We start from the raw sequence: 13,918 nt of genomic DNA, 5'->3' as shown, positions 1-13,918 counted from the left end.
GCGCCGATGGTACTGCAGGGGGGACCCTGTGGGAGAGTAGGACGCCGCCGAACTCCTTTTCGGGAAAGCCCCGTGCCCTTGTGGCACGGGGCTTTCCTGCTTTCAGGACCCATCCACTTCCGGCCGGCCTGCCTCGTGGTGAGCCAGGGGAGGTGGTGGTTCACGATGAGAGCTCGTCAGAACCATCTGGGGCCAGTGGTTTTGAACATCCCTGAGTTCAGGGTATGCTTTAGCTCGTTGCCACAGCGCAGCAGGCCCCAATAGCTCAGTCGGTAGAGCGTCTCCATGGTAAGGAGAAGGTCTGCGGTTCGATTCCGCATTGGGGCTCAGGAAAGACGAAAGGCCCCCGCCACCAGGCGGGGGCCTTTCGCATGTTCCGAGGTGGCGATCTGACAGAGGATCCGGCCCCGGTGAAACGCGGTCAGGTGGTGGGCGGTTCAGGGACGCGCATGGCGAGGATGGCCATGTCGTCGGAGGCCGGCTCGGCGGCGAAGCGTTCGACCGCCCGCAGGATGCGCGCTGCCACCGCGCCTGCCGTGAAGCCGGTACAGGTGGCCAGGACGTCCGCCAGACCGTCGTCGCCGAGCATGCGGGTGCCCTCACGGCGTTCCGTGACGCCGTCGGTCACACACAGCAGGACATCGCCCGGGGCGAGGCTTACCGTCTGCTCGTACAGTTCGAGATCCTCGATGACGCCCAGCAGGGGCTGAGGTTCGGCTGCTGACTCCACCGAGCCGTCCTGGCGTAGGCGCAACGGCAACGGGTGCCCCGCGCAGACCACCTTCAGGAGCGCGCTCCCGTCCTCCTGGGGCCACAGTTCCCCGTACAAGAGGGTCAGGAAGCGGCTGCGGGCGCCCTCGTCCAGGATGGCGGCGTTGAGGCGTTCCAGAACGGCCGGGCCGCCGAAGCCTTCGCGGGCGAGGAGGCGCAGCGCGTGGCGGGCGAGGCCCGTGACGGCCGCGGCCTCCGGGCCCGTACCGCAGACATCACCGATGGCGAAGCCGTAGGCGCCGTCGCGGATCGGGAAGACGTCGTAGAAGTCGCCGCCGACCTCATTGCCCTCGCCCGCCGCGCGGTAGATGACCTCGATCTCGACATTGGGGACCTCGGGCAGCCCCGGCGGCAGCAGGCTGCGCTGCAGGGACTGGCTGATCGCCATGCGCTCCGAGTAGAGGCGGGCGTTGTCGAGGGCGAGGGCGGCGCGGCGGGAGAGGTCCTCGGCCAGTTCAAGGATTTCCTGCCGGAAGTGGTCGTCGGAGGGCTTCCCGAGTGTGAGCATGCCGATGACACGGTTTCGGGCGACCAGTGGCAGGACCACCGTCTCCCCGCCGACCGCGGCCGCGGTGGCGAGCGTCGCACGGATGCCGGAGCCCAGCCCGCCGGGTTCGCCGAGGCCGAGCGTCCGCATCGAGGTGCGCAGAGCCGCCTGGTGGGCGGCCTCGGACGGGGCTGCCCAGACACGGGCGCCCGGGGTCGGCACAGGATCTGGGGGAGCGATCTTGGAAAGCAGGGCCTTGAGGCCGTCAATGAGCTCCTCGTCCTCGTGTAGCACATAGGAGAGGTAGGGCTCCGAGGACTGGTCCGCGATCGTGTAGACGGCGCACCAGGTGGCGAGGGTGGGGACCGTCATCTGGGCCATCAGCGCCAGGGTCTGGTCACGGTCGAGAGTGCCGGCGAGCAGGTCGGATGCCTCGACGAGGAAGGAGAGGGAACCGCGACGCAGGCGTTCCAGCTCGCCCAGGCGGGCCGATTCGACGGCCAGCGCGATGCGGTCCGCTGCGAACTGCAGGCGCAGAGCCTCCTCGTTGGAGTAGCGGCCGGCTGCTTCCGCGGCGACACCCAGCGAACCTGTGAGGCGGCCCTCGACCTTCAGCGGGACGGTTACTACCGAGCGCATCCCCGTGCCGCCGAGCAGGGGGACGGCGCCGGGCACGTTGTCGAGGTCTTCGTGGACGGCGGGCATCCGGGCGGAGCTGTAACGCCCGGTACCGGCCTCCACCGGAACCCGGGCGAAACGCTGGCGGGCGAAGGGTAGACCGGTCGTGGCCCGTACCTCCAGTTCCGTTTCGTCGTCCGTCGCCAGCAGCAGGAAGGCCGAATCGGCGTCGAGCATGTCGCGCGCCCGTTCGACGGTGCGTTGGAGCAGGCCATCGAGGTCGTCGGGGGCGGGGGAACCGATGAAGATCTCGAACGGGTCCGTCTTGTGGCCTTCAGCGTTCGCGTCGGAGACCGGTGTGCGTACCGGGGACTGGAGCACGGCGCGTTCGTAGTCGCGGACGAGCAGACAGACCGTGGACGGTTCGCCGTGCGTGTCGCGGACTCGGAGATGTGAGGCGTAGACGGGGATGTTGCGGCCGTCGGCACCCCGGATTCCGTAGCTTCCCTCCCAGCGCGAGAGCTGCAGTGCTTCCACGATGCCGGTGTTGGTGCCGGGCGTCTGCGGCCAGGCGGTGAAGTCGGTGAGCTGCTTCCCGGTGACCTGGTCCGCGGCATACCCGAAAAGGAACGCGGCGTCCTCGTTCCACGCGACGATGGAACCGGTGCTGTCTGTCTGGACGACGGCCACGCGCACGCGCTCGTCGGCGACCGGAAGCAGGCCGACAGGGAGCAGGGGGCCGGCGGAGCGGATGCCTACCGGGCGCTCAGGGAGATTGAGCTGGAACCAGACATGCTTGTGGGTGGGCGAATACTCGACGCCCCATCGGGAAGCGAGTGCCGCGCAGAGCAGCAGCCCGCGGCCGTTCTCACGGTCCGGGCTGCCGAAGTCCAGCCCTGTGCTCTGGAGCGGGATCTCGCGTTCCGGATAGTGGTCGGAGACCTCGATCCGGACGCCGTCCTCCGTACGCAGGCACAGCACATCCGCGGCGGTGCCTGCGTGCACCACCGCGTTGGTCACGAGCTCGCTGGTCAGGACGACGGCGTCGTCGACGACATCCGTGTACCCCCATCCTTGGAGGGTGTCACGGACAAAGGCGCGGGCGGTCGCGATGGAGCGTCCGACCGGGTCGAAGGTGGCAGCCGCGCGCGCGGTGATCACAGCACTCCCCATATGGTGTCTCGTCGCTTCCTCGAGTCCTGTGCCCGTTTCTCGCCGCTTCGATTCGCCTGCCAGGCTAGACGCTCGGTCTCGGTGCCGGGTACGCGAGGGCCGACTTCGGGCAGGAACGACCAGGAACCGGCATGTGACCGGACAAGTGTGGATTTCCCAGCAGGGTGATGTGGGACAACCGTTGGAGGCCGCGCCCCGATTGGTTCGGGCCTGGTAAGTTTCAACGATTTGACGCCCGCATGGTCACCCGTCGACGGTGGGCTGTGGCGGTGAGTCGGTGAGGAACTGGGCAAGCTCCCAGATACGGCCCAAACGAGACGGTCAACCCCTGCGGGAGGGATCACGGTGAAGTCTGGCATGACGGCGCGGGGAACGGGCACGCGCACACAAAGCGGACATCCCGTGAAGAAGCAGCGCAATGGAACCGTCGAAGTCGACGCGGCAGTGCTCAACAAACTGTTGGCGGGCCTGGTGGCGATGCGCGACGGGAACTTCCGCAGGCGCCTGACCGTCTCGGGCGACGGCGTGGTGGCGGAGATCGCGGCAGTCTTCAACGAAGTCGCCGACCGGAATCTCCATCTCACCGGCGAGCTGGCCCGGGTGCGGCGGGTGGTCGGACGGGAGGGGAAGCTCACCGAGCGGCTGGAGACGGGCGCCTGCGAGGGCTCCTGGGCCGCCGCGATCGACGCCTCCAACGAGCTGGTCGACGATCTGGCACGTCCGGTCTCAGAGGTCGGACGGGTGCTTTCGGCAGTGGCCGACGGTGATCTCGAACAGCGGATGGAGCTGCGGTCGCACACGGCCGACGAGACGGCACGGCCGCTGCGCGGCGAGTTCCTGAAGGTCGCCCGTACGGTCAACAACCTGGTCGATCAGCTGTCGGCGTTCACCGAGCAGGTGACGCGGGTCGCGGTCGAGGTGGGTACTGAGGGCAAGCTGGGCGGACAGGCCCAGGTGCGCGGAATGTCCGGGTCGTGGAAGGACCTCACGGACTCCGTGAACACCATGGCGTACCGGCTGACCGCGCAGGTGCGGGACATCGCGCTCGTGACGACGGCGGTCGCCAAGGGCGATCTGTCGCGGAAGGTCACCGTCCATGTGGCCGGCGAGATGCTCCAGCTCAAGAACACCGTCAACACAATGGTCGACCAGCTGTCGTCGTTCTCCTCCGAGGTGACCCGGGTCGCACGGGAGGTGGGCACGGAGGGTGAGCTGGGAGGTCAGGCGACGGTGCCCGGTGTGGCCGGTGTGTGGAAGGACCTCACCGACTCCGTCAACACGATGGCAGGGAACCTGACCTCCCAGGTGCGCGGGATCGCCGAGGTGACGACCGCGGTCGCCAACGGTGATCTGTCCCAGAAGGTCACGGTGAGCGCCCGCGGCGAGGTCGCGCAACTGGCCGAGACCATCAACCAGATGACCGAGACGCTGCGGACCTTCGCCGACGAAGTGACCCGGGTGGCCAGCGAGGTCGGTGGCGAGGGGCTGCTCGGCGGTCAGGCACAGGTGCCGGGGGCGGCGGGAACCTGGAAGGACCTCACCGACTCGGTGAACACGGTCTTCCGGAACCTGACGACTCAGGTGCGCGACATCGCGCAGGTGACCACGGCCGTGGCCAGCGGCGACATGACGCAGAAGGTCACCGTCGATGTGGCCGGCGAGATGCTGGAGCTGAAGAACACCGTCAACACGATGGTGGACCAGCTTCAGGCCTTCGGTTCGGAAGTGACCCGGGTCGCCCGGGAAGTCGGCGTCGAGGGCCGGCTGGGGGGGCAGGCCGAGGTGCCGGGTGCGGCGGGGACCTGGAAGGACCTCACGGACTCGGTGAACACGGCGTTCCGGAACCTTACGGGGCAGGTGCGCGACATCGCGCAGGTGACGACCGCGGTCGCCAACGGTGATCTCTCGCAGAAGGTCACCGTCGATGTCGCGGGCGAGATGCTGGAGTTGAAGAACACTGTCAACACGATGGTGGCGCAGCTGTCGTCCTTCGCCGACCAGGTCACGCGGATGGCGCGTGACGTGGGCACGGAGGGCCGCCTCGGTGGCCAGGCGCGGGTCGACGGCGTTTCCGGTACGTGGAAGGAGCTGACCGACTCCGTCAACTTCATGGCGGGGAACCTGACCTCCCAGGTGCGCCAGATCGCGCAGGTGACCACGGCGGTGGCGCGGGGCGACCTGTCGCAGAAGATCGATGTGGACGCGCGCGGCGAGATCCTGGAGCTGAAGAACACCATCAACACGATGGTTGACCAGCTCTCCGCTTTTGCCGAGCAGGTGACCCGGGTCGCCCGCGAGGTGGGCACCGACGGACGGCTCGGCGGTCAGGCGCAGGTGCCTGGCGTGGCCGGTGTGTGGCGTGATCTGACCGATTCGGTCAACGGTATGGCGGGGAACCTGACCGCTCAGGTTCGTAACATCGCGCAGGTCGCCACGGCGGTGGCGCGGGGCGACCTGTCGCAGAAGATCGATGTGGACGCGCGCGGCGAGATCCTGGAGCTGAAGAACACCCTCAACACGATGGTGGACCAGCTCTCGAACTTCGCCGAGCAGGTGACGCGGGTCGCCCGTGAAGTGGGCACGGAAGGCATCCTCGGCGGCCAGGCCGAGGTGCAGGGGGTGTCCGGTACGTGGAAGGACCTCACCCAGTCCGTCAACGGCATGGCCAACAACCTGACTCTGCAGGTCCGTAACATCGCCGAGGTCACCACAGCGGTTGCCAAGGGCGATCTCTCCAAGAAGATCACGGTCGACGCCAAGGGTGAGATCCTCGAACTGGTCACGACCGTCAATACCATGGTCGACCAGTTGCTCAACTTCGCCGACGAGGTGACGCGGGTCGCCCGCGAGGTGGGGACCGAGGGCATCCTCGGCGGGCAGGCCCGGGTGCGCGGGGCGACGGGTATCTGGAAGGACCTCAGCGACAACGTCAACCTGATGGCCAACAACCTGACCAGTCAGGTGCGGAACATTTCCCGGGTCTCGTCCGCGGTCGCCAACGGCGATCTGACGAAGAAGGTCACCGTCGAGGCACGCGGCGAGATCGCCGAACTCGCCGACACCGTCAACACGATGGTGACGACGCTGTCCTCGTTCGCCGACGAGGTGACGCGGGTCGCCCGCGAGGTGGGCACGGAAGGTGAGCTGGGTGGCCAGGCACGCGTTCCTGGGGTCTCCGGTACGTGGAAGGACCTCACCGAGTCCGTGAACTCGATGGCGTCCAATCTGACGGGCCAGGTGCGGCAGATCGCCACGGTCACCACGGCCATCGCCAAGGGCGACCTCACCAAGAAGATCGACATCGATGCTCGTGGTGAGATCCAGGAGCTGAAGAACACCATCAACACGATGGTCGACCAGCTGTCCTCCTTCGCCGAGCAGGTGACCCGGGTCGCCCGCGAGGTGGGCACGGAGGGGCAGTTGGGCGGCCAGGCCAGGGTCCGGGACGTCGACGGCACATGGCGCGACCTCACCGAGTCCGTGAACGAGATGGCCGGGAACCTCACCCGGCAGGTGCGGGCCATCGCGGCCGTCGCCACCGCGGTGACCCGCGGCGATCTCAACCTCAAGATCGATGTGGACGCGGCCGGCGAGATTCAGGCCCTGCAGGACAACATCAACACGATGATTGCCAACCTGCGTGACACCACGGCCACCAACAAGGAACAGGACTGGCTCAAGGGCAACCTCGCCCGGATCTCCGGTCTGATGCAGGGGCGGCGCGATCTCGACGACGTGGCCTCGCTGATCATGAGCGAGCTGACCCCGGTGGTCTCCGCACAGCACGGTGCGTTCTTCCTCGCCATGCAGACCGGTGACGCCGACGCGGTGGGATCGGACAGCGACAAGGACAGCTCGTACGAACTCCGCATGAGGGGCAGCTACGGATACTCGGCGGGATCGATGCCGACATCCTTCCGGCCCGGTGAGTCGCTCATCGGCACGGCGGCGGAGGAGAAACGGACCATCCAGGTGGACGACGTTCCGCCGGGTTATCTGAAGATTTCCTCCGGGCTCGGTGAGGCACCGCCCGCGCATGTGATCGTGCTGCCGGTGCTCTTCGAGGGGAAGGTTCTCGGTGTGATCGAGCTGGCCTCCTTCCAGCCGTTCACTCATATCCAGCGGGACTTCCTCAACCAGCTCGCCGAGATGATCGCGACGAGCGTCAACACCATCAGCGTCAATACGAAGACCGAGAAGCTCCTTGAGCAGTCGCAGGAGCTGGCCGTGCAGTTGCGGGACCGTTCACAGGAGTTGGAGAACCGGCAGAAGGCACTTCAGGCCTCCAATGCCGAACTGGAGGAGAAGGCCGAGCTGCTGGCCCAGCAGAACCGCGACATCGAGGTCAAGAACACCGAGATCGAGGATGCCCGGCAGGTCCTGGAGGAGCGTGCCGAGCAGCTCGCGGTCTCGATGCGTTACAAGTCGGAGTTCCTGGCGAATATGTCGCACGAGTTGCGTACCCCGCTCAACTCGCTGCTCATTCTGGCCAAGTTGCTCGCGGACAACGCCGAGGGCAATCTCTCGCCGAAGCAGGTGGAGTTCGCCGAGACGATCCATGGGGCCGGTTCCGATCTGCTTCAGCTGATCAATGACATCCTCGATCTGACGAAGGTCGAGGCGGGCAAGATGGACGTCAGCCCGACCCGGATCGCACTTGTCCAGCTGGTCGACTACGTGGAGGCGACATTCCGGCCGCTCACCGCGGAGAAGGGGCTCGATTTCTCCGTACGGGTCTCGCCGGATCTGCCCGCGACGCTGCACACGGACGAGCAGCGGCTGCTTCAGGTGCTGCGCAATCTCCTTTCCAACGCGGTGAAGTTCACCGACAGCGGGGCGGTCGAGCTGGTGATCCGGCACGCCAACGAGGACGTGCCGAACGCCATCCGTGAGCAGCTACTGGAGGCCGGCTCGCTGCGTGACGCCGATGCCGATCTGATCGCCTTCTCGGTCACCGACACCGGCATCGGGATCGCGTCCAGCAAGATGCTGGTGATTTTCGAAGCGTTCAAGCAGGCGGATGGTACGACCAGTCGCAAGTACGGCGGTACGGGGCTCGGCCTGTCCATCAGCCGGGAGATCGCACGGCTGCTGGGCGGCGAGATCCACGCGGCGAGCGAGCCGGGCCGCGGCTCGACGTTCACGCTCTATCTGCCGCTGCACCCGAGCGAGTTGCAGCCGCAGGGCCATCCGCAGATCGGTGCTGGGCCCATCGAGGCGCACGGTGCCGCAGAGGAAGGTCTGTTCCCGGAGGCCGGTCCGGGCGCCGACTCGACGGCCACCGTGCGGGATTCGGCGGGTGCCGCCGGGCCGGTGCAGCGTCGCCGCAAGGCCCTGGGGAGCGTGGAGCGGCGGCCCGCGCTGCCGTCCCGCGCGCCCGCCTCGGCTGCTTCGCAGGAGCCGTGGACGCTCGCCGGGCAGGAGGACCCGGAGGTCCGCAGGACGTTCCCGTTCCACGGCGAAAAGGTGCTGATCGTCGACGACGACATCCGTAACGTCTTCGCGCTCACCAGCGTGCTCGAGCAGCACGGTCTCTCGGTGCTGTACGCGGAGAACGGACGTGTGGGCATCGAAGTCCTGGAGCAGCACGATGATGTGACGGTCGTACTGATGGACATCATGATGCCGGAGATGGACGGCTATGCCACGACGGCGGCGATCCGCAGGATGCCGCAGTTCGCCGACCTGCCGATCGTCGCGCTGACCGCGAAGGCCATGAAGGGTGACCGGGAGAAGGCGATCGAATCCGGCGCTTCCGACTATGTCACCAAGCCTGTCGATCCCGATTATCTTCTTTCTGTTATGGAACAGTGGATGCGTGCAGAGTGATCATTAATTGAGAGAGTTGCGATGAGTTGGTGATCGACTGTGCTCGCAGGGGTGTGAGAAGGCGCTGTACGGGGAACCTTCTGCTCCCCCACCGCGTTTCCGTTGTGTGCACAGTGACATCGCGGTGACAGGGTGTGGTGGCGGGCGGGGTGCGGCTACCATGACCGGCACGAGGACGGACGGCGTAAGGGAGTCGTCCCCCGGGGCGGCGCCCGGTGCAATTCCGGGGCGAGGAGGACGGGCCATGGTGCAGAAGGCCAAGATCCTCCTGGTCGATGACCGGCCGGAGAATCTGCTGGCGCTGGAGGCCATCCTCTCTGCGCTCGATCAGACACTGGTGCGGGCATCGTCAGGGGAGGAAGCGCTCAAAGCGCTGCTCACGGACGACTTTGCGGTCATTCTGCTGGACGTCCAGATGCCGGGCATGGACGGTTTCGAGACCGCCGCGCACGTCAAGCGGCGGGAACGGACCCGGGACATCCCGATCATCTTCCTCACCGCGATCAATCACGGTCCGCATCACACCTTCAGGGGTTACGCGGCGGGCGCGGTGGACTACATCTCGAAGCCGTTCGACCCGTGGGTGCTGCGGGCCAAGGTCTCGGTCTTCGTCGAGCTCTACATGAAGAACTGCAAGCTGCGAGAGCAGGCGGCGCTGCTGCGGCTCCAGCTGGAGGGCGATGCCAACGGCTGCGCGGGCCATGAGCGGGAGCCCGCAGGGCTGCTGGCCGAGCTCTCTGCGCGGCTCGCGGCCGTCGAGGAGCAGGCCGAAGCGCTCTCCAAGCAGCTTGACGACGAGTCGGCGGACGCCGCGGCTGTGGCCACCGCCGCCCATCTGGAACGCAAGCTGACTGGCCTGCGCCGGGCACTCGACGCGCTGGAGCCCGGCACCGGAAGCGGCGCAGCCGCCCTTCCCTCGTAGCGCCGTAGCTCCCCGCGGCTCCATGGCGGGAGCGGTCCGGCGGCACGACCTCTGGTCGAGGAACGGGCGGTTGTCCGGACGCTCGGCCCAACTGCCCGGCCGTCTCGGCCGTTCGGCGGTTCGGCGGCAGAGACATCCAGCGGTGCGGCCGCCTATGTGAGGAATCGTCAGTTTCCCGCCTCTGTACAGCGACACGGTCGGGTGAAGCGGCAGGCACGCGTGTTCACTGCCGCCGACACCGGTAACCTCGGCACCATGGCCTCACGTACGTCCGGCAAGGGTTCCCAGGGCACGGCGGGCACCGCCAAGCGCGTCGGCCGTACCGCGGGACCGGCCAAGAAAGCCGCGCCCGCCAAGAAGACCGCCGCGAAGAAGACCGCGCCTGCGAGGAAGACCGCGCCCGCGAAGAAGACACCTGCCAAGAAGGCGGTGGCCAAGAAGTCGGCCGCGCCCAAACCAGCACCTTCGCCCACCAGCGGTGTGTACCGCCTGGTGCGCGCCGTCTGGCTCGGTGCGGCCCACGCCGTCGGCGCGATGTTCCGCGGCATAGGGCGCGGTGCCAAGGGGCTCGATCCCGCGCACCGCAAGGACGGCATCGCGCTGCTGCTGCTCGGTCTCGCGCTGGTCGTCGCCGCGGGCACCTGGTCGAATCTGCGCGGGCCCGTCGGCGACCTCGTCGAGATGCTCGTCACCGGAGCCTTCGGCCGGCTCGATCTGCTCGTGCCGATACTGCTCGGCGCCATCGCCGTACGGCTGATCCTCTACCCGGAGAAGCCCGAGGCCAACGGCCGCATCGTCATCGGGCTCTCGGCCCTGGTCATCGGGGTGCTCGGACAGGTCCACATCGCGTGCGGATCGCCCGGCCGGGGGGACGGCACCACGGCGATGCAGGACGCGGGCGGGCTCATCGGCTGGGCGGCCTCCAAACCGCTGGTCTACACGATGGGCGAGGTCCTGGCCGTACCGCTGCTGTTGCTGCTCACCGTCTTCGGACTGCTGGTCGTCACCGCCACCCCGGTGAACGCCATTCCGCAACGGCTCCGCCTGCTCGGCACCAAGCTGGGCATCCTCGACCCGGTGTACGACCCCGACGCGGACGAGGAGAACGACGACGAGCGCTACGACGAGCAGTGGCGCGAGGCGCTGCCGACCCGCTCCCGCCGCTCCTCCGCACGCCGCTTCGAAGCGCCCGCGGAGTACGACCCCGACCAGGCCGAGGCCGACGCGCTCTCCAAACGCCCCAGGCCGCGCAGGCCCTCCGTGCAGCCTGCGATGAACCGCACCATGGACGCGGTGGATGTCGCCGCCGCCGCGGCCGCCGCGCTCGACGGGGCCGTACTCAACGGCATGCCGCCCTCGCCGGTCGTCGCCGACCTCACCCAGGGCGTCTCCGTCGAGCGCGATCGTCCGGGCACGCCGGTGCGGGGCGCCAGGGAGGGCGAACCCGCCGGTGGGGGAGGAAAGCCGGAGAAGGGGGCGGTGCCCTCGGGCGGCGTACCCGATCTGACGAAGCCCGTACCCGACCGGTCGCAGTCCCAGCCGTTGCCCGCCCGCGCCGAACAACTGCAGCTCTCCGGCGACATCACGTACTCGCTGCCCTCGCTCGACCTGCTGGAACGCGGCGGGCCCGGCAAGACCCGCAGCGCCGCCAACGACGCGATCGTCGCGTCCCTGACGAACGTCTTCACCGAGTTCAAGGTCGACGCCGCAGTCACCGGCTTCACCCGAGGGCCGACGGTCACGCGGTACGAGGTGGAGCTCGGCCCCGCGGTGAAGGTCGAGCGGATCACCGCGCTCGCCAAGAACATCGCGTACGCCGTCGCCAGCCCCGATGTCCGGATCATCTCCCCGATCCCCGGCAAGTCGGCGGTCGGCATCGAGATCCCCAACACCGACCGGGAGATGGTCAACCTCGGCGACGTGCTGCGCCTCGCGGACGCCGCCGAGGACGATCACCCGATGCTGGTCGCTCTCGGCAAGGACGTCGAGGGCGGATACGTGATGGCCAACCTGGCGAAGATGCCGCATGTGCTGGTGGCCGGTGCGACCGGTTCCGGCAAGTCGTCCTGCATCAACTGTCTGATCACCTCGGTCATGGTGCGGGCGACGCCGGACGACGTCCGGATGGTGCTGGTCGACCCCAAGCGGGTCGAGCTGACCGCGTACGAGGGCATCCCGCACCTGATTACGCCGATCATCACCAATCCCAAGCGCGCCGCCGAGGCTCTCCAATGGGTCGTGCGGGAGATGGACCTCCGGTACGACGACCTTGCCGCATTCGGGTACCGGCACATCGACGACTTCAACCAGGCCGTCCGCAACGGCAAGGTCAAGACGCCGGAGGGCAGCGAGCGCGAACTCTCGCCGTACCCGTATCTGCTGGTGATCGTCGACGAGCTGGCCGACCTGATGATGGTCGCTCCGCGTGATGTGGAGGACGCCATCGTCCGTATCACTCAGCTGGCCCGCGCCGCCGGTATCCACCTTGTGCTTGCGACCCAGCGGCCCTCGGTCGACGTCGTCACCGGTCTGATCAAGGCGAATGTGCCCTCCCGGCTCGCCTTCGCGACGTCTTCGCTGGCCGACAGCCGCGTCATCCTCGACCAGCCCGGCGCCGAGAAGCTCATCGGAAAGGGTGACGGTCTGTTCCTGCCGATGGGGGCCAACAAGCCCACCCGTATGCAGGGTGCCTTCGTCACCGAGGACGAGGTCGCGGCCGTCGTCCAGCACTGCAAGGATCAGATGGCGCCGGTCTTCCGCGAGGACGTGGTGGTCGGCACCGCAAAGAAGAAGGAGATCGACGAGGACATCGGCGACGACCTGGATCTGCTCTGCCAGGCCGCCGAACTGGTCGTCTCCACCCAGTTCGGGTCCACGTCGATGCTTCAGCGCAAGCTGAGGGTCGGCTTCGCCAAGGCCGGCCGGCTGATGGACCTGATGGAGTCGAGGAACATCGTTGGGCCGAGCGAGGGATCCAAGGCGCGCGATGTCATGGTGAAACCGGACGAGCTGGACGGGGTGTTGGCGCTGATCCGCGGGGAAACCGCTTCGTAGGAGAAGTACGTGCAACCCTTTCGTCGGGTCGTACGTCAAGTTGAAGGGAGGGGCGGCAAGATTGTCCTTCTCAGGGCGGCCCGGCGAATCGGACGATGTTCGAGTCTGATGGCGTACAAAGTCCTTCCTCCAGGTTGCCCCACCGTTTTGCACCCCCCCTAGACTGAACACCCAGCAGGTGGCTCACGCTCGAAAGGCGCCCCCGTGTCCATCGGCAACTTCCCCGAAGACGACCGGCCTTCGATCGGTCGAGTGCTTCAGCAGGCTCGTATCGCCGCAGGTCTCACGGTCGAAGAGATCAGTTCGTCCACCCGGGTGCGCATCCCCATCGTGCACGCGATCGAAGAGGACGACTTCTCCCGTTGCGGCGGCGACGTGTATGCGCGCGGCCATATCCGTACCTTGGCGCGTGCCGTCGGGGCCGATTCGGAAGCGCTGGTTTCGCAGTACGACGCCGAGCACGGCGGCCGTCCCGCACCCACGCCCGCGGCGCCGCTGTTCGAGGCCGAGAGAATCCGTTCCGAACCGCGTCGGCCCAACTGGACGGCGGCCATGGTCGCCGCGATCGTCGCCGTCGTCGGTTTCGGCGGCTTCACTTTCTTCAAGGGCGGCGACGACAGCCCCACGACCACGCAGGTCGCGGAGGGCTCGACGCCCAACACGAAGAGCCCCAAGCCGAAGACCGGCAAGCCCGTCGACCCCAAGCCGGCGCCCTCCGACAGCGCCATCGCCGCGGCCCCCAGGGACAAGGTGACGGTGAAGCTCAGCGCCAGCCAGGGCAAGAGCTGGATCTCCGCCAAGGACCACAACGGGCGGCTGCTCTTCGACGGTCTGCTGCTGCAGGGCCAGTCCAAGACCTTCCAGGACCAGGAGCGGGTCGACCTCGTCCTCGGTGACGCCGGGTCCATCGAGCTCTTTGTGAACGGTAAGAAGGTCGAGGACAAGTTCCAGCCGGGCCAGGTCGAGCGGCTCTCGTACACGAAGGGCGACCCGGCGGTCGGCTGACCCGTACACGCACGGTTTCCCAAGCGGCATCAGCAGCACGGCGAGCGCCAGGCAATCCT

General features: G+C 67.5%; 5 protein-coding genes and 1 tRNA gene. 5 read left to right on the top strand and 1 reads right to left on the bottom strand.

Translation table 11 applies throughout. The features are described 5' to 3' along the window. The first annotated feature begins 254 nt into the window (after positions 1-254). Positions 255-327, top strand: a tRNA-Thr gene (locus ACH4EW_RS14435). A 94-nt stretch (positions 328-421) separates the two neighbouring features. Here ACH4EW_RS14435 and ACH4EW_RS14430 read toward each other — a convergent pair. Beyond that, positions 422-3,037: a SpoIIE family protein phosphatase gene (locus ACH4EW_RS14430; RefSeq protein WP_398255993.1), complete on the bottom strand. Its 2,616-nt coding sequence runs from the start codon at positions 3,035-3,037 to the stop codon at positions 422-424. Positions 3,038-3,451: 414 nt separating this feature from the next. Between ACH4EW_RS14430 and ACH4EW_RS14425 the strand changes: the two genes are divergently transcribed. From ACH4EW_RS14425 to ACH4EW_RS14410, 4 genes are all read left to right on the top strand, one after another. Next, complete coding sequence (locus ACH4EW_RS14425; protein WP_398255990.1) at positions 3,452-8,878, top strand: HAMP domain-containing protein; 5,427 nt, start codon at positions 3,452-3,454, stop codon at positions 8,876-8,878. 244 nt (positions 8,879-9,122) lie between these two features. Continuing rightward, the gene (locus ACH4EW_RS14420) at positions 9,123-9,800 is read left to right on the top strand and encodes a two-component system response regulator (protein WP_398255987.1); all 678 of its coding nucleotides are present in this window, start codon (positions 9,123-9,125) and stop codon (positions 9,798-9,800) included. A gap of 255 nt (positions 9,801-10,055) precedes the next feature. Further along, positions 10,056-12,854 carry a DNA translocase FtsK gene (locus tag ACH4EW_RS14415; protein WP_398255984.1) on the top strand — a complete coding sequence of 933 codons (2,799 nt, stop codon included), beginning with the start codon at positions 10,056-10,058 and terminating at the stop codon, positions 12,852-12,854. Between the two features lie 204 nt (positions 12,855-13,058). After that, positions 13,059-13,859, top strand: a complete 801-nt coding sequence (locus ACH4EW_RS14410) for a helix-turn-helix domain-containing protein (protein ID WP_398255981.1) — start codon at positions 13,059-13,061, stop codon at positions 13,857-13,859. Positions 13,860-13,918 lie beyond the last annotated feature (59 nt).

Source organism: Streptomyces sp. NPDC018000 (assembly GCF_044328025.1).
Taxonomy (GTDB): domain Bacteria; phylum Actinomycetota; class Actinomycetes; order Streptomycetales; family Streptomycetaceae; genus Streptomyces.
This window is presented reverse-complemented; position numbering and strand designations above follow the sequence as displayed.

Coding starts and splice junctions, on each gene's coding strand:
- ACH4EW_RS14420 (WP_398255987.1), top strand. CDS start 9,123: ATGGTGCAGAAGGCCAAGATCCTCCTGGTCGATGACCGGCCGGAGAAT.
- ACH4EW_RS14415 (WP_398255984.1), top strand. CDS start 10,056: ATGGCCTCACGTACGTCCGGCAAGGGTTCCCAGGGCACGGCGGGCACC.